The sequence below is a fragment of the Pseudomonas sp. GNP014 genome (assembly GCF_054344005.1).
Genome location: NZ_JBTGUS010000001.1, coordinates 1,073,608 through 1,094,177, shown reverse-complemented (window position 1 = coordinate 1,094,177; position 20,570 = coordinate 1,073,608). Strand labels below are relative to the sequence as shown.

General features: G+C 59.2%; 19 protein-coding genes. 9 read left to right on the top strand and 10 right to left on the bottom strand.

The window, feature by feature from the left end; all coding sequences use genetic code 11:
- Positions 1-175: 175 nt before the first annotated feature.
- Positions 176-1,072 carry a peptidoglycan DD-metalloendopeptidase family protein gene (locus ACXX9E_RS05115; RefSeq protein ID WP_128613623.1) on the top strand — a complete coding sequence of 299 codons (897 nt, stop codon included), beginning with the start codon at positions 176-178 and terminating at the stop codon, positions 1,070-1,072.
- Between the two features lie 171 nt (positions 1,073-1,243).
- Here ACXX9E_RS05115 and ACXX9E_RS05110 read toward each other — a convergent pair whose 3' ends face one another.
- From ACXX9E_RS05110 to phoB, 3 genes are all read right to left on the bottom strand, one after another.
- Entirely contained in the window at positions 1,244-2,584 is a 1,341-nt protein-coding gene (locus ACXX9E_RS05110) for a hemolysin family protein (RefSeq protein ID WP_123469940.1), read from the bottom strand.
- A gap of 123 nt (positions 2,585-2,707) precedes the next feature.
- Positions 2,708-3,994 (bottom strand): phosphate regulon sensor histidine kinase PhoR, encoded by a 1,287-nt coding sequence (gene phoR / locus ACXX9E_RS05105; RefSeq protein WP_189655731.1) that lies wholly within the window; start codon positions 3,992-3,994, stop codon positions 2,708-2,710.
- Positions 3,995-4,133: 139 nt separating this feature from the next.
- The gene (phoB, locus tag ACXX9E_RS05100; RefSeq protein WP_007896474.1) at positions 4,134-4,823 is read right to left on the bottom strand and encodes a phosphate regulon transcriptional regulator PhoB; all 690 of its coding nucleotides are present in this window, start codon (positions 4,821-4,823) and stop codon (positions 4,134-4,136) included.
- Positions 4,824-4,974: 151 nt separating this feature from the next.
- Here phoB and ACXX9E_RS05095 point away from each other — a divergent pair, with 151 nt between their 5' ends.
- A complete protein-coding gene (locus tag ACXX9E_RS05095; protein ID WP_128613625.1) occupies positions 4,975-5,358 on the top strand; it encodes a COG4315 family predicted lipoprotein in 384 nt (127 codons plus the stop codon).
- Positions 5,359-5,472: 114 nt separating this feature from the next.
- Here the strand turns inward: ACXX9E_RS05095 and ubiA are convergent, their stop codons facing one another.
- Together ubiA and ACXX9E_RS05085 are read right to left on the bottom strand one after the other, a co-directional pair.
- Positions 5,473-6,363 carry a 4-hydroxybenzoate octaprenyltransferase gene (gene ubiA / locus ACXX9E_RS05090; RefSeq protein ID WP_007920263.1) on the bottom strand — a complete coding sequence of 297 codons (891 nt, stop codon included), beginning with the start codon at positions 6,361-6,363 and terminating at the stop codon, positions 5,473-5,475.
- Complete coding sequence (locus ACXX9E_RS05085; protein WP_458555114.1) at positions 6,363-6,923, bottom strand: chorismate--pyruvate lyase family protein; 561 nt, start codon at positions 6,921-6,923, stop codon at positions 6,363-6,365. Before ACXX9E_RS05085 ends, ubiA begins: the two co-directional genes overlap by 1 nt.
- A 200-nt stretch (positions 6,924-7,123) precedes the next feature.
- Here ACXX9E_RS05085 and ACXX9E_RS05080 point away from each other — a divergent pair, with 200 nt between their 5' ends.
- The 3 genes from ACXX9E_RS05080 (at position 7,124) to ACXX9E_RS05070 (ending at position 8,926) form a co-directional block, all read left to right on the top strand.
- Entirely contained in the window at positions 7,124-7,291 is a 168-nt protein-coding gene (locus tag ACXX9E_RS05080) for a rubredoxin (protein ID WP_053148867.1), read from the top strand.
- 20 nt (positions 7,292-7,311) lie between these two features.
- Complete coding sequence (locus ACXX9E_RS05075) at positions 7,312-8,460, top strand: NAD(P)/FAD-dependent oxidoreductase (protein ID WP_123469933.1); 1,149 nt, start codon at positions 7,312-7,314, stop codon at positions 8,458-8,460.
- 190 nt (positions 8,461-8,650) lie between these two features.
- Complete coding sequence (locus ACXX9E_RS05070) at positions 8,651-8,926, top strand: HU family DNA-binding protein (protein WP_003213368.1); 276 nt, start codon at positions 8,651-8,653, stop codon at positions 8,924-8,926.
- Between the two features lie 86 nt (positions 8,927-9,012).
- Here the strand turns inward: ACXX9E_RS05070 and ACXX9E_RS05065 are convergent, their stop codons facing one another.
- Genes ACXX9E_RS05065 through tssI form a run of 5 tightly spaced genes read right to left on the bottom strand, consistent with a single transcriptional unit; the run spans position 9,013 to position 15,836 of the window.
- Entirely contained in the window at positions 9,013-11,349 is a 2,337-nt protein-coding gene (locus tag ACXX9E_RS05065; RefSeq protein WP_458555113.1) for a lipase family protein, read from the bottom strand.
- Complete coding sequence (locus tag ACXX9E_RS05060) at positions 11,346-12,182, bottom strand: hypothetical protein (protein ID WP_458555112.1); 837 nt, start codon at positions 12,180-12,182, stop codon at positions 11,346-11,348. Before ACXX9E_RS05060 ends, ACXX9E_RS05065 begins: the two co-directional genes overlap by 4 nt.
- Positions 12,179-12,970, bottom strand: a complete 792-nt coding sequence (locus tag ACXX9E_RS05055; protein WP_458555111.1) for a hypothetical protein — start codon at positions 12,968-12,970, stop codon at positions 12,179-12,181. The genes ACXX9E_RS05060 and ACXX9E_RS05055 overlap by 4 nt, the downstream gene beginning before the upstream one ends.
- Entirely contained in the window at positions 12,967-13,815 is an 849-nt protein-coding gene (locus tag ACXX9E_RS05050; RefSeq protein WP_457236507.1) for a DUF4123 domain-containing protein, read from the bottom strand. Before ACXX9E_RS05050 ends, ACXX9E_RS05055 begins: the two co-directional genes overlap by 4 nt.
- Positions 13,812-15,836: a type VI secretion system tip protein TssI/VgrG gene (gene tssI / locus ACXX9E_RS05045; RefSeq protein ID WP_458555110.1), complete on the bottom strand. Its 2,025-nt coding sequence runs from the start codon at positions 15,834-15,836 to the stop codon at positions 13,812-13,814. Before tssI ends, ACXX9E_RS05050 begins: the two co-directional genes overlap by 4 nt.
- Before the next feature lie 714 nt (positions 15,837-16,550).
- Here tssI and tssA point away from each other — a divergent pair.
- Genes tssA through tssE form a run of 4 tightly spaced genes read left to right on the top strand, consistent with a single transcriptional unit; the run spans position 16,551 to position 20,570 of the window.
- Entirely contained in the window at positions 16,551-18,113 is a 1,563-nt protein-coding gene (gene tssA, locus ACXX9E_RS05040; protein WP_123469924.1) for a type VI secretion system protein TssA, read from the top strand.
- A gap of 32 nt (positions 18,114-18,145) precedes the next feature.
- Positions 18,146-18,649: a type VI secretion system contractile sheath small subunit gene (tssB, locus tag ACXX9E_RS05035; protein ID WP_003229587.1), complete on the top strand. Its 504-nt coding sequence runs from the start codon at positions 18,146-18,148 to the stop codon at positions 18,647-18,649.
- Positions 18,650-18,677: 28 nt separating this feature from the next.
- Positions 18,678-20,153: a type VI secretion system contractile sheath large subunit gene (gene tssC / locus ACXX9E_RS05030; protein ID WP_123469922.1), complete on the top strand. Its 1,476-nt coding sequence runs from the start codon at positions 18,678-18,680 to the stop codon at positions 20,151-20,153.
- A 9-nt stretch (positions 20,154-20,162) separates the two neighbouring features.
- Complete coding sequence (gene tssE / locus ACXX9E_RS05025) at positions 20,163-20,570, top strand: type VI secretion system baseplate subunit TssE (protein WP_122594477.1); 408 nt, start codon at positions 20,163-20,165, stop codon at positions 20,568-20,570.

Below are 20,570 nucleotides of genomic sequence, written 5' to 3'. Positions count from 1 at the left end.
GGCTCACTCCTACATCTGGAATGCATTCCAATGTAGGAGCCAGGCTGCTGGCGATGGGGTCATCAAAAGCACCACCCATCTCCTGCGCTGGCCAATTTGAAACATCTGTCGACTAGCCTGGTCTGTCTGAGCTGCTAGGCTCATTTCCAGGCCTTACTTCGACAGACTCTTGCCCATGCTCGCGCGCCTGCTGTTTTTCTGTGGTCTTTTCGTGGCCTCCACCTCGGCTGTGGCCATGACGATCTACAAATCCACCGATGCCAACGGCGTGGTCTCGTACAGCGACCGTCCGAGCAAGGGCTCGCAGGTGTTCGTGTTTCAGGACCGCATGGTCGAGCGCCTGGAGCGGCAGGTCTATCTCGACATCAAGAAGCAGAAGGGCGGTGACGTGGTGTTCGTACGCAATGATCTGTACGCGCCGGTCGAGGTGGCACTGGCGTTTACCGGCATGAGCAATGTGCGGGGCGCGCCGGCGCAAACCATCCGCAGGGTGCTGCCGGCACGCAGCAACACGCGGCTGGCGCTGCTGACGGCGATTACCGGCGGCAAGCCGTTGGTGTATACGCCGCAATTCCAGTATGCCTTGGGCGACCCCGCTGGCGCGGCGCAGAGCTATCGCTATCCGCTGCCGTGGCGTGGCGGGCCGTTCCGCCTGAGTCAGGGCGCTGAAGGCCAGTACAGCCACTTCGGGCCAAAGAACCGCTATGCGATGGACATCGCCATGCCAGTCGGCACACAGATCATCGCGGCGCGGGCCGGGGTGGTGGTGAAAATCGAGAACTCACAGAGCGGGCGCGGTACGGATCCCTCCGGCAATTTCGTGCGGGTGCTGCACGATGACGGGACCATGGGCGTGTATCTGCACCTCAAGCAAGGGTCGGTAAGCGTACGCGAAGGGCAACGGGTGACCGTGGGCAGTCCGCTGGCGCTGTCGGGCAATACCGGCAACAGCAGTGGCCCGCACCTGCACTTTGTGGTGCAGCGCAACAACGGCTCGGGGCTGGTGTCGATTCCGTATCAGTTCAACCAGCCGCTGGGGGCGTTGCCCAACTTTGCGTTGGGCAAGCAATAAATCCAGTGGAGATCGACGGTGGCGAGGGGATTTATCCCCGTTGGGGCGCGTAGCGGCCCTGAAGCCGGCATTCGCGCGATCCCTGAGGGGATGCATTCAATGGTTTCGGGACGGCTTTGCCGTCCAACGGGGATAAATCCCCTCGCCACAAAAGCTACCCTGCAACCGCAATCAATCCAGCATCAACACCTTGGCCAGCACAATCTTCGGCCCTTTCATCTTCTTGATGATGATCCGCAGGCCTTCGACTTCCAGCACTTCTTCCTCTTCCGGCACCCGTTTCAGGGTTTCGTAGACCAGCCCGGCGAGGGTTTCGGCTTCGATGTGGTCCAAGTCGATACCCAGCAGGCGTTCAACCTTGAACAACGGCGTATCGCCGCGCACCAGCAGCTTGCCCGGCTGATACGCCAGAATCCCGCGCTCAGCCTTGCGGTGTTCGTCCTGAATATCGCCGACCAGTACTTCCAGCACGTCCTCCATGGTCAGGTAGCCAATGATGTTGCCGTCAGCCTCCTCGACCACGGCGAAGTGCGAGCCGCCCTTGCGGAACTGCTCCAGCAGCTGCGACAGCGGCATGTGTCGCGACACACGTTCCAGCGGACGGGTCAGTTCAGCCAGGTTGAACGACTCGGGAATGTGATCCAGCGCCGCCAGTTCCAGCAGCAGGTCCTTGATGTGCAGCAGGCCGACGAACTCCTGGCGCTCGCTGTCGTACACCGGGTAACGGCTGAACTTGTGGCGACGGAACATGGCCAGGATTTCTTTCAGCGGCGCGTTGAATTCCAGGGTGATCAGGTCTTCCCGGGAGTTGGCCCAGTCGACCACTTCCAGTTCGCCCATCTCCACCGCCGAGGCCAGCACGCGCATGCCTTGGTCGCTCGGGTCCTGACCACGGCTGGAGTGCAGGATCAGTTTCAGTTCTTCGCGGCTGTAATGGTGTTCGTGGTGCGGGCCGGGTTCGCCCTGGCCGGCGATCCGCAGAATCGCGTTGGCGCTGGCGTTGAGCAGGTAGATCGCCGGGTACATCGCCCAGTAGAACAGGTACAGCGGCACCGCCGTCCACAGCGACAGCAGCTCGGGTTTGCGGATCGCCCACGACTTGGGCGCCAGCTCACCGACCACGATGTGCAGGTACGAGATGATGAAGAACGCGGTAAAGAACGAAATGCCTTTGACCACCTCTGGCGATTGCACGCCGACTGCGCTCAGCAACGGTTCGAGAATGTGCGCGAACGCCGGCTCACCGACCCAGCCCAGGCCCAGGGAGGCGAGGGTGATACCGAGCTGGCAGGCCGAGAGGTACGCATCGAGCTGACTGTGCACGGTGCGCAGGATGTGCCCGCGCCAGCCGTTCTTGTCGGCGATGGCCTCGACCCGGGTCGAGCGCAGTTTGACCATGGCGAATTCCGCCGCAACGAAAAAGCCGTTGAGCAAAACCAGGATCAGAGCGAAAAGAATCATGCCGAAATCGGCGAACAGTGTTGCGAGGGACAAGCCAGGGGAAGGGTCCATGATGGAGTTTTGCGGGTTCCGTGTGATTCGTAAGAGAGAAAAAATCGCGCCTGAAAGGCAGACGCAAGTCAGCCAATGTAGCGGCTGACTTGGCGATTGCCTAGTGGCGCGTGCTGACCGGCGTTACTCGGCAGTGCTGATCGCCCGTGCCTGAGCAACCTGGGCCGGGGCGAAATGGCAGGTGAACGTGCTGCCGTGACCGGGCACGCTGCTGATCTCCATCCGCGCGCGGTGGCGCAACAACACGTGTTTGACGATTGCCAGGCCCAGCCCGGTGCCGCCAGTGTTGGAGTTGCGGCTGGAGTCGACGCGATAGAAACGCTCGGTCAGGCGCGGCAGGTGTTTGCTGTCGATACCGATCCCGGAATCCTGCACGCTCAGGTGCGCGCCTTGCTCGTCGCCCCACCAGCGAATGCGGATGTTGCCTTCGGCCGGGGTGTATTTCACGGCGTTGAACACCAGGTTGGAGAAGGCGCTGCGCAGTTCCGCCTCGCTGCCCTTGAGCAGGATTCTGCCGTCGGCGTCGAGGGTGATGTTCTGGTTCTTCTGCCCGGACAGCTGTTGCGCGTCGCTCTTGATCGACTGCAACAGCGTGTCGATCTGCACTGGCTGGTTGTCCGACGGGTAATCGGTGGCTTCCAGCTTCGCCAACAGCAACAGGTCGTTGAGCAGCGTCTGCATGCGCCCGCCCTGTTGTTGCATCTGCTGCAGCGCGCGGCTCCAGCGCGGGTTCACGTCCTCGACGTTGTCGAGCAGGGTTTCCAGGTAGCCGCAGATCACCGTCAGTGGCGTGCGCAGTTCGTGGGACACGTTGGCGATGAAGTCTTTGCGCATCTGTTCCAGCTGATGGATGCGTGTGACATCGCGCACCAGCATCAGGTGTTCGTTGTTGCCGTAGCGGGTCAGGTACAGCTGAATGCGCACGCGATCGTTGGTCGGCGAGGGGATTTCCAGCGGTTCGGCGTAGCTTTCCTGCTCGAAGTACTCCTTGAAGCGCGGATGGCGTACCAGGTTGGTCACCGGTTGGCCACTGTCCTGCGGGGTCTTGAGGCCGAGCAGGGTTTCGGCGGCACGGTTCCACCATTCCAGGTTGCCGTCGCTGTCGAGCATGATCACCGCGTCTTTCAGCGCGGCGGTGGACTCCTGCACCCGGTCGATCACCGCTTGCAGGCGCCCGCGCACCCGTTGGTCGCGGCGTTGGAGGTGGTAGATGCTGTCGAACACCTCGCCCCACAGGCCGTAGCCGTCGGGCGGTGCTTCATCGGGTTGGTGCAGGCGCAGCCATTCGTGCAGGCGCAGCAGTTGCTTGAGCGTCCAGGCCAGGTAAAGACCCAGGCCGGCAGCGAGGCTCCAGCCGTAATAGCCGCTGATCAGGCCGATCACCAGACAGGCGGTGACCAGCAACAGCATGTGGCGAATCAGGGTGCCATGCCAGTTTTGATTCACGGAGCGTCCTTAAACGCAGCTTCAAGTTTCAAGCTGCAAGCTTCAAGCTAAAGCGGATCGGCTTTTACTTGCCGCTTGCAGCTAGAAGCCTGCCGCTGCTTTTTTATGCTTTGGTGGAAAACCGGTAGCCGGTGCCGCGCACGGTTTGTACCAGATTTTCATAAGCATCGCCGAGAGCCTTGCGCAGGCGTCGGATGTGCACGTCGACGGTGCGTTCTTCAACATAGACGTTGCCGCCCCAGACCTGATCCAGCAATTGCCCGCGAGTGTAGGCGCGTTCCTGGTGGGTCATGAAGAATTGCAGCAGACGGTATTCGGTCGGGCCCATCTCGGCCGGTTTGCCGTCGATGGTCACGCGGTGGCTGATCGGGTCGAGCAGCAGGCCGCCGACTTCGATCGGCGCTTCGCCATCAGTCGGGCCGGCACGGCGCAGTACAGCCTTGAGGCGCGCGACCAGTTCGCGTGGCGAAAACGGTTTGGTGATGTAGTCATCGGCGCCGACTTCCAGGCCCTGGATCTTGTTGTCCTCTTCGCCCTTGGCGGTGAGCATGATGATCGGGATGTCCCCGGTCAGCTCGTCGCGCTTGAGGCGTCGGGCCAGCTCGATGCCGGAAGTGCCGGGCAGCATCCAGTCGAGCAGGATCAGGTCCGGTTTGCGGTCGACGATGATGGCGTGTGCCTGCTGCGAGTTCTCTGCCTCGAGGCAGTCATAGCCGGCCATTTCCAACGCAACGGCGATCATTTCGCGAATGGGCGCTTCGTCGTCGACGATCAGAATGCTCCTGCCAACCATGCCTTAATCCTCTTGTCATTTAACTGTCTTGCGCCGCATTAGATAACGGAATTATTGCAGTCGTGTGACAGTATTTTAGTCGCCCGGCGGACGGCGGGATCCTGGACTAAGCTCTAAGTCCGAATCCTGACAACCACAAAAGAAGGTTTCCATGACGCAAATGACTGCTTCTTTCAAAGCCCTGCTGATGGCTGCTGCCCTGACTCTGCCTGGACTGGCCATGGCCGCCGAACCGGCCATGATGAAGGACGGCATGATGGTTGATCACAAAGGCATGACCGTTTACACGTTCGACAAGGACGCTGGCGGCAAGTCGATGTGCAACGGTGATTGCGCGAAGAACTGGCCACCGATGATGGCGCCGGCGGGTGCCAAGGCTGAAGGCAAATGGACGGTCATCAAACGCGATGACGGGATGATGCAATACGCTTATGACGGCAAGCCGCTGTACACCTTCATGAAGGACGAAAAACCTGGAGAAATGAAAGGTGATGGCATGAAGGAGATGTGGCACGTGGTGCACGAGCACAAGTAAACGCAAATCCCCTGTGGGAGCGAGCTTGCTCGCGAAGACGTCGTCTCAGTCAGCCTATGTGGCAACTGACCCAACGCTTTCGCGAGCAAGCTCGCTGCCACAGGTTTTTGCGGATCAGCGCAACGCGTAATCCAGCACGATCCCGACAAAAATCGCCAACCCGGCCCAGTGGTTGTGCAAAAACGCCTTGAAGCAACGCATCCGGTCGCGATCGCGGGTGTACCAGAATTCCCACGCATAACACCCGGCAGCCACCAGCAAGCCGAGATGGAACCAGATCCCCAACTCGAACTTCGACCCCGCCAGCAGCAGGCAGCCCAGCGACAACGCCTGCAGGCTCAGGATGATCACCCGGTCCGCCTCGCCAAACAGAATCGCCGTGGATTTCACGCCGATCTTCAGGTCGTCGTCCCGATCGGTCATTGCGTAATAGGTGTCATAACCCACTGTCCACAACAGATTGGCGATCCACAGCAGCCACGCGGCGGCGGGCAGTTCGCCGGTTTCGGCGGTGAACGCCATCGGCATGCCCCACGAAAACGCCGCCCCCAGCACCACTTGCGGGTAATAGGTGTAGCGCTTCATGAACGGGTAGGTGAACGCCAATGCCAGGCCGCCCAGCGACAACCAGATCGTCGGTGCATTGGTGCACAGCACCAGCAGGAAGCTCACGCCCATCAGCAGCGCGAAAAACACCAGCGCCTCTTTCGAACTGATCTTGCCGCTGGCCAGCGGGCGTTGCGCGGTGCGTTTGACGTGGCCATCGACCTTGCGGTCGGCCCAGTCGTTGATCACGCAGCCACCGGCACGAGTCAGTACCACGCCGAGCACGAAAATCACGATATTGGCCAGCGAAGGCGAGCCTTTACCGGCAATCCATAGCGCCCACAGCGTCGGCCACAGCAGCAGGTAAATGCCGATCGGCTTGTCCATGCGCGTCAGCTGAATGAAATCCCAGGCGCGCGGATTCAAGCGGTTCAGGGACTTGAGCAGGCTCTGGTACATCAGCAGTTCTCCGGATGGGCGCGGGCGGCACGCCACAGGCTCGGCAGGAAAATCTCCGCGACCAGCACACTCAGGGCGCCACGGTCGAAACACGAACGGCGGCCCCACAGTTGCGGCGCTTTCGATGCGGCTGGCAACCACGCTTCAGGGTAGTGACAGACCTCGATGGCGCGGCGCTGGAAGGCGTGATCGCAAAACAGCAGCTCACCCAGGGAGCGGCTGCCCAGTTCGTCCATGTGCAAGCCATCACCTTGCAACGCGGCGCGTGACGCCACGCTGCGGGCAAACACCCAGGCCTCGCCGTGACCGCGCAGATACACCTCACGCACCCAGCCTTCGCTGCCTTCGGCCAGATCCAGCGCGGCGCATTCGTCGCTGCGCAGAGTGTCCCAGCCTTCGAACAACGGCGTGACGCTGAAGCCGTCATCGGACAGCCGCGTCAGGCGACGGGTCAGCGAGCCTTCGTCGAACAACCAGTCCAGGGTCAACGGATCGGGGAGGGGCGTCAGTCGGCTTTGAGTCAGCCAGAGCGGGGCCGGGCAGGCATTTGAATGTTGCACAATGAGTCATTATTGGCCGCAAATGAGGCGGCGAGCTTAACATGGCGTGCTGCGAATTTGATTGATCCGGGTCGCCGTTGCGCCGAACAGGCTTGCATCTGTCCGGCACCATCAGTACAAAACGCCCTGAGCCGGATGGCAGCGCAACCACCATCGACCGTCCGCGCCGACAAAAGCCTGAATCCTGAGGAAGTACCTGAATGAAAAAGTGGCAATGCATCGTCTGCGGCCTGATCTACAACGAAGCTGAGGGTTGGCCGGATGACGGCATTGCGCCGGGCACCCGTTGGGAAGATGTACCGGCAGACTGGCTGTGCCCGGACTGCGGCGTCGGCAAGATGGACTTCGAAATGATCGAAATCAACTGAGAAAAACCAAGGAGTAAGGTATGAACGCACCTGTCGTAATCGTAGGCACCGGGCTTGCGGGTTACAACCTGGCCCGGGAGTTTCGCAAACTCGATGGCGAAACCCCGCTGCTGCTGATTACCGCCGATGACGGCCGCTCTTACTCCAAGCCGATGCTCTCCACCGGTTTCGGCAAGAACAAGGACGCCGATGGCCTGAGCATGGCTGAACCCGGCACCATGGCCGAGCAGTTGAAGGCCGAAGTGCGCACCCATACGCGCATCAGTGGTATCGATGCCGGCCACAAGCGCCTGTGGATTGGCGAAGAGGCGGTGTACTACCGCGACCTGATCCTCGCCTGGGGTGCGGAAACCGTACGCGTGCCGATCGAGGGCGATGGCGCTGATCTGGTATTCCCGATCAACGATCTCGAGGATTACGCGCGTTTTCGTGCGGCAGCCGAAGGCAAACGGCGGGTGCTGGTGCTCGGTGCCGGTTTGATCGGCTGCGAATTCGCCAACGACCTGATCCTCGGCGGCTACGAGGTGCAGCTGGTTGCACCGTGCGAGCAAGTGATGCCGATGCTGCTGCACCCGGCCGCTGCGGCAGCCGTGCAGGCCGGGCTGGAAAGCCTGGGCGCGCGTTTCCACCTGGGTCCGGTACTGAATCGCCTGGAAAAGGACGCCGACGGGCTAAAAGCGCATCTGTCCGACGGTCAGGTGATTGCCTGCGATGTCGTGGTGTCGGCCATCGGTCTGCGCCCGCGCATTGATCTGGCAGCGGCGGCCGGGGTGCAGGTCAATCGCGGCGTCGTCGTCGACCGGTATCTGAAAACGTCCCACGCCAATATCTACGCCCTGGGCGACTGCGCCGAGGTCGATGGACTCAATCTGTTGTACGTGATGCCCCTCATGAGTGGTGCGCGTGCGCTGGCACAAACCCTCACCGGAAACCCTGCCGCAGTGAGCTACGGCCCGATGCCGATCACCGTGAAAACCCCGGTGTGCCCGTTGGTCGTTTCACCGCCGCCACGGGGCCGCGAAGGCGTCTGGACCGTCGAAGGGCAGGGCGCCGACATCAAGGCTGTGTGTCATGGCTCCGACGGCCAGTTGCTCGGTTATGCCCTGACTGGCGCGGCGGTGATGGAAAAACTCGCCCTGAACAAACAGCTTCCGGCGCTGCTGGCGTAAATACCGGTCGTTCTGTCGGAATCACCCCGCTTTTGCCCCTACAAAGGTCGCGGGGAGACTGGCGCCGCCGGTATCCGCGTGCCATTCTCACTCCCGTCTGCCGCAGAGTAGAGCCTGCGGCGCCTTGGGCGCTGTTCCAACGAGAACAGCACGGACATAACAACAAAAAACCGTCAAAGGGGCTTCACTAATGCGTAAACCAGAACTCGCCGCTGCAATCGCTGAAAAAGCAGATCTGACCAAAGAGCAGGCCAACCGCGTACTCAACGCCGTCCTCGAAGAAATCACCGGCGCTCTGCACCGCAAGGACAGCGTGACGCTGGTGGGCTTCGGCACCTTCCTGCAACGCCACCGCGGCGCCCGTACCGGCAAAAACCCGCAGACCGGCGAGCCGGTTAAAATCAAGGCCAGCAACACCGTTGCGTTCAAGCCAGGCAAATCGTTGAAAGACAGCGTTAATCCTTAATTGCGGCGAACTCTCCGAACAACGGGGAGCAGCGCAATAAAAAATGGGCACACCGATTGCGGTCGGGTGCCCATTTTTTGTGGTGATTACACAATTGAATCAATATCCAGCTGATAGGGCGCGCCGACCGCGTGTCCTCCCGTCATTGCCGCGATCGCTGCATCGTGGTCCTGGGCGGCGGGAGGAATCATCGCCAGTTGTTCCTGAACGAGATTTTCCGGGTGCGCGTTCCAGCGCAGCAGGTTTTCCTGCACCCACTCGGGCTGTTCGGCGTAGCTGCCGTAGACGTCGGCCTCGGTGACTCGCTGGCCGTGCAGGGCGACCAGTCGAGCGTGGGTCATTTCTATTTTGCTGATTTCTCTGTCGAGAACTGTCGTCTTGTGGGTTCTTTCCTCGTGCCGGACATACGCGCTGGGGTGGTCTCGGAGATTGCGCTTCACGGCACTCAGTTGGTCTTTGAGATTCTTTAAAGCGCCACTCACCCATTCGAACTCCCGGTACGTCACCACAGAGCGCTTGAGCTGCTGCGCCTCCTGCCAGCGGCGCAGACTGGCCCAACAGCCGGGGATGTAGCTCCCGACCATCGAGTGATCGCTCGCCGCGGCGAGCTGCTCCAGAAATGAGCCGCGCTTGGGCAAGCCATTGATATTTCGCAAGGCCTGCGCACAACCGTGATCGTTGATGAGGCTGCAGCCCGGCTGCCAGAGAATGGATGACTTGTGTTCCTTGCCAAACACCACCGGCATGAAGTGGCGTAGTTCACCGTGATGCCCGTAATCCTCACCAAAAAAGTTGGTTACGCCCCAGACCAGCAAGGCAAACCCGGCGACCGGTTGAAGGGCCAACACCACTCCGTTGGCGGTGTACATTTGCTTGGGTTCGGCATAGGTGTTCATCCAGGTGGCGGGTACGCTGGGTACCGGGTCGTTCTGGTTGACGATGCGGTGGTGGGTCAGTGACTGGGCGCTTGCGATGAAGGTGGTGTCGCCGGCGCGAGGGGCACCGTAGGTGTAGAGCACGATATCCGGTTGGTAGCGCTGATTCCGGCGCAACATTTCCGACAAGATCAGTGCTATCGCCCCGCCCAGGCTGTGTCCGGTAATCAGCAGTTTTTGCCCACTGTAGAACCTCTCCAGATAGCTCACGACAAACGGGAAAACCGCTTGGGCGCCCCCGTAGAAGCCACGGTGCACCTTGCCTTCTCCTTCTTGAAAAGGCACCTGATAGGCGTCTCCATCGCGCAGGCCATCGGGCAACGTTTCGCTGGTTCCCCGGACACTGATCAATATCACCTCGTCGTGATGCGTAATAAACGCCTGAGTGTCCGTACTGTCGGCTTGTTTGCGATCATCGAAAAAGTGCAGCTTGGCCGGATGTTCCTGTTGATCCCCCAGTGCTGGATCATTCACTTCGGGGTAGAGCTGTGGATCGAACGGCACCACTTCCAGGCGTTTCGAGTAAGGCACTTCTTCATACAACGGGTGGTACTTCTTCGTTTGCGAGGCATCGACTTTCCACAACTCATCAAACTGCGGCAGCGCATGGCCGAACCAATTGCCGCTGCTGGGCTGCACGGGGAAACTCACACGGTCGGTCTTGACCGGTTGCGTGTTCGGCTCCTGGCCGAAGTCGGTGTAACTCAGGGTCGCCATCAATGACAGTTGATAGAGGTTGAGTGCGCAGAACTCGTTGCCGATCGACAGCATAGGGCGTAGCGCCCGCATGGGGCGCACTTCCAGCACATGGTGCTTGTTCGGCAACAGAGCAATGCCCTTGGGTTCGGGCGGCGGCGGAGAGAAACCCAACTCGACCGTGGCCATGCTGGCCTGACTGAAGATCGCGCTCATTCCTGCGTCCGGCGCATTGCTATCAATCTGCGCGAACGTTCGGGTTTGGGGCGTGGAGCGCATTAGTTTGTGCACCACCATATTCGGCGGATCACGACGCTCTGCCAGAGGCGGCAAGTGCGCTACATGTTTGACCAGTTCGCTCACTTCAACCTGGTAATAGGCGTTGGTCCCGGCAAGGTCTTTTGCTGGATTGGCCTGGGTACGCACGCCTGATTTGGTGACGAAGCGGGTTTTCTCGGCGCGAACCTGGAGTTCGGTTATGGGGAGGGGGTAGTGCTCCCTTGTTCTTAAATCTTTATAGAGTGCTTCTGTTCCTTTAAAGGGCTGGTTGAACTTGAGTACTACCGGGCCGCAGTAATGGTCGTTCACGTTGCCGGAACCCGTGGCATCCAGTTTGCCCGTGTAAACGGTGTCCTCATAATCGATAATTTCGTACGTCAACCCAGCATAGGATTTGCCATCACCAAACTCGTCCACTAATTGAAAACTCGTCGAATGTCCGCGTATTGGGCAGGCGTGGATGTTGCCTTGCATAAAGGCAGCGACGCTCGGATCTAACGGTTCAATGCTCATGGGGTCTCGTCCTTGTTTTCCGTGCAGCCGGGGTAAATGGTGCAGATCCGTTCATCCACCATTCTGAAGGTGCTGAAGTCTTTGTAATTTCCATTGCAGTAACCACGCTGATCTTCCATACCTTCACCCAAACAGCGCTTCCAGCCACCGGGAACTTCAACCCAGGTGTCACCCCAGCCGGGCCTTTCTTCATCAGCCAACTTGATCTTCAGTTTTACGGTTTTCCCCGGCAGTTGCTTCAGCGTGTATGCCGTGGAAGGACGACTCCGGGCAACATTGCCCTGCTCATCCATTTTTTTGCATCTCAACATTTTTATGAGGTAACGCTTGGGGCTGACCGTGCGGAAAAACCACATGCATTCACCGAAGAACTCACCTGTACCGTCTTCGTCGAAAGTCCCCATGTGCCGCTCCAGCAACGCCGGGCGTACGGCAAATGAGGCGTAGTCATAGCTGCTATCACTCCGTTCCGGGCCAAAAACACCAATGACCTTGATCTCCACATGATTCAGCGCCAGCGGGCAGTTGCTCACGGTTCTGTAAAGCGGGATTTCTGATGTACCTTCATATTTCATGTTGGTTTTATTGAACCCAAGCTGAGTACCTTTTCCACCCGGCACCGAGCATGTCTGATCTTGGGCGGGCACGTAGGTGGCCGTCAGGTCGTACTTGAAGTTGGGCGGAAGGTCGGGAACAAAGGTGAAAGTGTTTGGTTTGCTGACAGCCGAGCAACCCACTGTCAGAGCAAGGCAAGCGCCCAATGTCAGACATTGAAGGACTTGTTTGAAATGCAGGAAATACACCCGCGATTGCTGTGTTTTTTGATCCCTCATGGTGTCGCATCCTTGTTTTCCGTGCAGCCGGGGTAAATGGTGCAAACGCGTTCATCCACCATTCTGAAAGTGCTGAAGTCTTTGTGATTGCCGTAACAAAACGCATGTTGATCTTCGAAACTTTTCCCCATGCAGCGCTTCCAGCCGTCAGCTACTTTGACCCAGGTGTCTCCAAAGGCCGGCTTTTCCTGTTCGGACAACCTGATCCTCAGCTTTATGGTTTTCCCCGAGAGTTGTGTCAGCGTGTAAGCCGTGAACGGACGACTTCGGCCAACATTGCCCTGCGCATCCATTTTTTTGCAGGTAAGCAGCTTGATCAGGTAACGCTTAGGCCCGACGGTACGAAAAGACCACATGCACTCGCCGAAGAACTCACCTGTGCCGTCTTCGTCGAAAGTCCCCATGTGCCGCTCCAGCAACTCCGGGCGTACGGCAAATGACGCATAGTCATAGCTGCTATCACTTCGTTCCGGGCCAAAAACACCGATGATCTTGATTTCCACTTCATTCAACGACAGCGGGCAGCCACTCGCGGTTTTGTACAGCTCAATTTCCGCGGTGCTGACGTATTCCATATTCTGCTTATTGAAGCTGACCCAGAAATCCGGCTTCCCCGCCACCCTGCACGTTTCACCTTCGATGGGCAGGTAGATGGCTTTAAGTTCGTACTTGAAGTTGGGCGGAAGGTCAGGAACAAAGGTGAATGTGTTTGGTGTCCCCACAGCCGAACAACCCACGCTCAGCGCGAGGCAACTGCCAAGTGCCAGCAATCGAAATGCACCGTTCATAAACGAGCCTCCCCCTGCCAATACAGCACTTGCTGGTAGACCCGCTCAAAATGCGCCGACGGTTCTTCTTCAGGTTTTGGCAGCCACGATTTGGGCGGCAGATACCCCGGCATCTGCAAACTCTGCATCAGCAAGAAATGCACTTGCTCCGGTGCTTGCCAGCCCCACAGGTGAGTTCGCTGAATCTGCCCCCACAACCAGTCATCCACATCCAGTTGTTCCGCGAGCCTGATCAGCGCTTCGGTGTGTTGGCCCACCAGATAGCGCCGGGCGTTATCGAACAGCACGTTGGCGTAAATCAGCTCCGGTGTCGGGGTCTGTAGCCATGGCGGGTCGGCTGGCACCGGGTGTGCGCCAGGATCGGGATTGTCGGCGACCCTCCATTGCCCGTCGTGCCAGTAACAGACGCTGACCATCGGCCCCAGAAGTTCGGCGTACTGCTGCGGTTGCAGATGAGCCAGTGCGCGGCCGAGTACCCGATTGTCATGCGCGCGATAGACCGCCAGAGTTGGCCGTTCACCGGTCATCACGCGTTCGCGCCAATGCGCAGCCAGGGCATCCAGCTCAACGTGACTGGCGCTTGCCAGCCAGCCCCAGTTGCGTTCGGGGGCGCGCAGCAAACTCTGAATCGCCGGGTCATGAATGGAGTCGATGTGAAACAGCAGCGGCCCTGCTTGCGCCAGTGCGTTTGCGGCTGTTCCTGCATACAGATTGCGATACCGCGCAACGCCCTGTTCGTCCAGCAGCGCAGCTCTTGTATCCATCTGCCCGTCGATATCGAGCATCAGATAAAGATCGCGCCCGGCCCGGTTTTGTTCGTGCAGCCATGATTCGAGCGCAGTCATGCGACTTCTCCAAGGCTGCACTGGCCAGCCAGACAGGCCTCGCAGAGCGGGCAATAGTCGGCCGCCTGCTGACGGGCGTCGCTGAGGATGGACGGCGGGGTGGCGATGGCGGGGATGGCTTGGCGGGCTTCAGCCTGCAATGGCTGCAACGGCGTGATCCCCGGCATGGGCGCACCGCCCTCGACGATGGGCACGCTACTGAAAATCCCCGCAGCGTTGATCACGAGGTGATGCCCGCCGGCCGTCAACGTCAGGCTCATGCCGGCATCAATCACCACGTTGCTGGCGCTCACATGTGCCTGTTCACCGGCCTGAATCACCAGTGCCCCGACCGACTGACTGCTGGTGCCACTGACCGTGAGCAAATCATCGGCGTTGATCACCGTGCTGCGCACGCCTTGGTGGGTGCGCAGCGCCTTGCCCTCGATCAGGGTGGTGCTGTCGTTGCCTGTCTGTTCGAAGCGGTCATGACCGATCACGCTGCGACTGTCGTTGAGGATCAGTTGCTCGATGTCGCGCTCGGCGCGCAGGTAGATTTTTTCCCTGCCGGCACGGTCTTCGATCGACAACTCGTTGTAGCCGCCATTGCGCGGCGAGCTTTGGCTGCGCAATACCGTTCGGGTCTTGTTTTCGGGCAGTTGATGGGCGACTGAGGTGACCTTGTTGGGCACGCAACCGGTGATCAGCGGTTTGTCCGGGTCGCCGTCCTGAAAGGTCACGACCACTTCCATGCCAATCCGCGGAATGGTTACCGCGCCAAAACCTTCACCCGCCCAACTGGATGCAACACGGATCCAGCAACTGCTTTTTTCGCTGCCGAGTTCGGCGCGATCCCATGGGAACTCCACGCGAACTCTGCCGTACTCGTCGCAAAAAATGTCCTCGCCAGCAGGGCCGGTGACGCGCGCGGTCTGGCAGACCAGCAGCGGCTTGCGCGGCGGCAGAGAAGGGCGGTAAGACACCTCCGCCGGCATGGCCGTGAAGGTGTTGCGATAGCCTTGGGTGAAACCGTCGGCGGGTGGGGCGTCATTGCTGCCTGCTTCTTCAAGTGACTGCGGCTGCCTTCCTTCATGATGAAGACTTGCCAGTAGCCACAGCTCGTTGCAGTCCTGGCGCGGGTGTTTGGTCAGGTCGAACAGGTAGCCGCTGCGCAAGGTGCTTTGATTGCTTTTGCCTTCGATCAATAAATAGTCGCGGCGGTGCCGCTCCAGTGCCTGACGTGCCAGTTGTCTGCCGTGTTTTTCCGACGTCATCAGCAGCGGGTAGCGATAGTCCTCAAGCTCGGGTGTGAATTCGGCAGTGAAACGACTTTCAAGCAACAGGCTGGGTCGCCTCAAGTCATAGTCGCGGCGGGTGACGGTGGTGGTGCGAGTGTTGAAGCGCAGGGTCAGTTCATTGACCACCGGGTGTTCCGCGACCATGCCGCTGTCGGCCTGAAAAGGCGTCGGACCCAGTGTCGGGAAGAACACCTGACTGTCGGTGAACACCAGCAAATGCCGGTCTGGCGAATGCTGGTGATGCCACGCAATTCCGTCTTCGGCGCACAGACGCTGAATGAACGCGAAATCGCTTTCGTCATACTGCGTGCAGTACTCACGCTCCGGATTGAGCGCGACGTTGAAGGTGAAGACGTCGGACTGGATGCCATGACGCTGGAGCACTTGCGCAATGATTTGCGGCACCGTCAGCTTCTGGAAAATCCGCTGGTCGTAGCTGAATTGCAAATAGTGCAACGCTGGCACCAGCGTGAGTGCGTAGCGGGTCAGGCGTTTTCCGGATTCCCCGAGCATCACCTCTTCGATACGCCCGTGAATGCCTTCCCCGTTGTGGCCGAACTGCAGGAATGCCGGTTGACTGAGCAGTCGCTCCAGATCGAGGTGCGGATACTCGCTGACCAGTTCTATGCGGATGGAATAAAGCTGACTGATAGCTTCAGTACCATCGAATGCCAGTACCTGAAAATCATGGCGAATTCCGGGAATTTGCAGGGTAAAAGGCGCGCAACTGCCCGTGCTGAACATACGCTTGTCCTTAAGCAAGGTGAGTCGATGCGCGGTGTTCGATCGTCCCTGATCGCCACGCGAAAGAATTTGCCAAGGCAAGCTAGCAATGCAGGAAATAAATTGATGTAAGAAGTATCCCTGAGGTTTGTCAGAGTATTCCGGGTGTGAAAGTGCGGGCAGAATTGAAGGAAAAGACTGTAGGGGAACACTTCAATAATTATTGAGTTGGTACGGATGTACAGTGTTCAGCAGTTCCGTATAAGTTTCAGGAATATGAATTGCCATCAATTTGATGGCACTTTTTTTGTTTAGCGTTGTCTGCGAAAAAATATTTAGAAAAATCTGCGTTTTTCGGAAGAGTCCTACTTCTATTTTTTTCGAGAGTTGTCATGCTTGCCGCCCTGTAATGGAACGGGCGTTCGGGCCGATACGGTCAAGTTCGAGCGGGCCGCTCTGGATCAAGGGTTCTGAAGGGGCGTGGCGAATGCAGGCCATATAAATCGCTATCAGGGATTCCCCTGTCGGATATAGGGCAATCTCTTACACGCACCAATGAACACTTCGTCTTGTTGTTTAATCGGATGCTTGCTAGTGGCCATCATAGTGATTACGATGCGCCCACTTGAAAGAGCACATCTCAATTGGATGAGTCGCTTCACCGCTCTTCGATACTGTCCCGCGCCGTGGCAACTCCAATAGGCGCAAGACTGTAATCCTAATTAAAGGCCATGGATGTCCTACTCAAGCAAACTTTCCGCCCACTACCTCGAACTCGCAAAAGTCTCTGTTTCCAAAGAGAATTTCGCGGGCGAAGACGTTCGTTTTTCGAGCGAATTCGAGGCCCTGGAAAGCGAGCTGGCCAAAGCTTCGTCGATGCACGAGAGCGGGCAGATCGACTGGCTGAAAATCCGTGAAAACAGCGAAAATCTCCTGCGCACCCAGTCCAAGGATTTGCGGGTTGGCGCCTGGCTGACCTGGTCGCTGTACCAGCGCGAGTCCTTCCCCGGGCTGCTGGCGGGCCTCGGTTTGCTGCACCACCTGTCGGAAAACAACTGGGCCGACGTTCATCCGCTCAAACCCCGTACCCGTGCCGCCGCCATCGGCTGGCTGGTGCCGCGTCTCGAGCAGGTCATCACTGAAAACATTGCGATCAAAGAGCAGTTGCCGATGTTCCGGCAGCTCTCCGAGCACCTGTCCGGTCTCGAAGCGGCCTGCGCTGAACATCTGGGCGATGATGCGCCGCTGCTGCTGCCGATCTCCCGTCGTCTGAAAACCATGATCCAGCGCGCCGCTGACAATCAGCCGGCCCCCGGCGTGGTGGGCGCGGCGGTGGCGCAGGTCAAGCAGGCTGCGAGCCAGTTGCTGACGCCCGGCGCGCCGATCGACAACGAGCGCGAGGCACACAAAGCCTTGCGCGCCCAGCAGGAAAGTGCCCGCCCGTTGTGTGCCTGGTGGCTCAAGCAGAAGGCCACCGACCTGCGCGCCCTGCGCCTGAATCGCACACTGCTGTGGATGACCATCGACGCGGTACCCGAGCGCAACGCCGAGCAGATCACCGTGCTGCGCGGCCTGCCACTGGAGAAACTCAAGCTCTATCAGGACCGCTTCGATCAGGGCAAATACGCCGACCTGCTGGTGGAACTGGAGGCGAGCCTGGCGAAGGCGCCGTTCTGGTTCGATGGCCAGAGGATGGTCTGGGAATGTCTCCAGAACCTCAACGCCGAGTTGGCCATGCGCGAAGTGGAAATCCACTTCGCGCTTTTGATTCAGCGCCTGCCGGGCATTGTCGAGTTGCGCTTCCATGACGGCGCGCCGTTTGCCGATCCGTCCACCCGGGCGTGGATCGCCGCCAACGTCATGCCGCACCTGCAAAGCGCCAGTGCGCCGCGCAAGGTCGAAAGCGAAAACGTCGAAACCCAGCCCGCCTGGGAAAAGGCCCTTGAGGAAGTGTTGCCACTGCTGCGCAAGGAAGGCCTGAAACCGGCCGTGCAGATCCTCAAGCAGGGTTTGCAGTCTGCCCACGGTGGTCGCGAGCGCTTCTTCTGGCAGTTCGCCCTCGCGCGCCTGTGCTTCATGGCCAAGAAGTACGAACTGGCCAAGAACCAGCTCGAAACCCTCGATCAGACATTACAGGACTCAGGCCTGCACGCCTGGGAGCCCGATCTTGCATTGGAAGTGCTGCACCTGCTGCACAGTTGCTGCGAGTTGTTGCCGCAGAACCATGCAGTGCGTGAACGCAAGGAAGAGATTTATCGCAGGCTGTGCCACCTCGACCTCGAAGTGGTACTCGAATAGGCCCCAGGGCCACAACCGCAAGGAGAAAAGCCATGGCCAAAGAAGGCTCGGTAGCCCCCAAGGAACGCATCAACGTCACCTTCAAACCCGCCACCGGCGGTGCTCAGGAAGAGATTGAACTGCCGCTGAAACTACTGGCAATCGGTGACTACACCCACCGCAAGGACGATCGCAAAATCGAGGATCGCAAGCCGATCAGCATCGACAAGATGACCTTCGACGAAGTGTTGGCCAAGCAAGAACTGGGTCTGACGCTGAGCGTGCCGAACCGTCTGCAGGAAGATGGCGAGGCCGACGAGCTGGCTGTGCAACTGCGCGTCAATTCGATGAAGGACTTCAACCCGGCCAGCCTGGTCGAGCAAGTGCCTGAGCTGAAAAAACTGATGGAACTGCGCGATGCGCTGGTGGCCCTCAAAGGCCCGCTGGGTAACGCACCTGCGTTCCGTAAAGCGATCGAAGGCGTGCTCGCCGACGACGAATCCCGCGGTCGCGTACTCGGTGAGCTGGGCCTGAACGCCGCAGCCCCGGACGCCTGAGAACCCAGCAGCCAAGGAAGCCAACACAATGAGCACTAGCGCAGCACAAGAGAAAAGCGCCGACAACGGCGAATACAGCATTCTCGACAGCATCATCGCCGAAACCCGTCTGACCCCGGACGACGAAGCCTACGACATCGCCAAGCGTGGCGTGTCGGCGTTCATCGAAGAGCTGCTCAAGCCGCAGAACAACGGTGAGCCGGTCAAGAAAGCCATGGTTGACCGCATGATCGCCGAGATCGACGCCAAGCTCAGCCGTCAGATGGACGAAATCCTCCACCACCCGGATTTCCAGGCCCTGGAATCGTCGTGGCGTGGTCTGCAGTTGCTGGTCGACCGCACCAACTTCCGCGAAAACATCAAGATCGAAATCCTCAACGTCTCCAAAGAAGACCTGCTGGACGATTTCGAAGATTCGCCGGAAGTCATGCAGTCGGGCCTGTACAAGCACATCTACACCGCTGAATACGGCCAGTTCGGTGGTCAGCCGGTTGGCGCGATCATCGCCAACTACTTCATGTCCCCAAGCTCGCCGGACGTGAAACTGATGCAATACGTGGCCAGCGTATCCTGCATGTCTCACGCGCCGTTCATCGCCGCGGCCGGCCCGAAATTCTTCGGTCTGGAAAGCTTCACCGGCCTGCCGGATCTGAAAGATCTGAAAGACCACTTCGAAGGCCCGCAATTCGCCAAATGGCAGAGCTTCCGTACTTCGGAAGACTCGCGTTACGTTGGCCTGACCGTGCCGCGTTTCCTGCTGCGTAACCCGTACGATCCGGAAGAAAACCCGGTCAAATCGTTCGTGTACAAGGAAACCGTTGCCAACAGCCACGAGCACTACCTGTGGGGCAACACCGCTTTCGCGTTCGGCACCAAGCTGACCGACAGCTTCGCCAAATTCCGCTGGTGCCCGAACATCATCGGCCCACAGAGCGGTGGCGCGGTTGAAGACCTGCCGTTGCACCATTTCGAAAGCATGGGCGAAATCGAAACCAAGATCCCTACCGAGGTTCTGGTTTCCGACCGTCGTGAATACGAACTGGCCGAGGAAGGCTTCATCTCCCTGACCATGCGCAAAGGCTCCGACAACGCGGCGTTCTTCTCCGCAAGCTCGGTGCAGAAGCCGAAGTTCTTCGGCATCAGCGCAGAAGGCAAGGCGGCAGAGCTGAACTACAAGCTCGGCACCCAACTGCCGTACATGATGATCGTCAACCGCCTGGCTCACTACCTGAAAGTGCTGCAGCGCGAGCAACTCGGTTCGTGGAAAGAACGTACCGACCTCGAGCTGGAACTGAACAAGTGGATTCGCCAGTACGTCGCCGACCAGGAAAACCCGAGCGCCGAAGTGCGTGGCCGTCGTCCGCTGCGCGCTGCGCAAGTGATCGTCAGCGACGTTGAAGGCGAGCCGGGCTGGTACCGCGTGAGCTTGAACGTGCGTCCGCACTTCAAGTACATGGGTGCCGATTTCACCCTGTCGCTGGTTGGCAAGCTGGACAAAGAGTAAGAGCGACTCATGGACGGATACGGCAGTCTTTTCGAACGCCTCAATGGCGATGCGGAACAGCGCAAGGGCAGGAGCCTCGAGGCTTCGGCCATGGCGTCGGTGGCTGCCCATCTGGCCAAAATGCTCAGCACCCGGGCCGGCAGCGTGCAAACGCTGTCCGACTACGGGTTGCCCGATCTCAATGACATGCGCCTGAGCCTGCACGACTCCCTGAGTCAGGCCCGCCTGGCCATCGAAAGCTTCATCGAAGCCTACGAGCCGCGCCTGAGCAACGTGCGTGTCATTTCCCTGCCGCGTGACCACGATCAGCTTCGCCTCGCCTTCAGCATCGAAGGCCTGCTGGAAGTTGAAGGGTTCAAGCGTCAGGTCAGTTTTTCCGCGCGCCTGGATGGCAGCGGACAAGTGAAGGTCACCTAA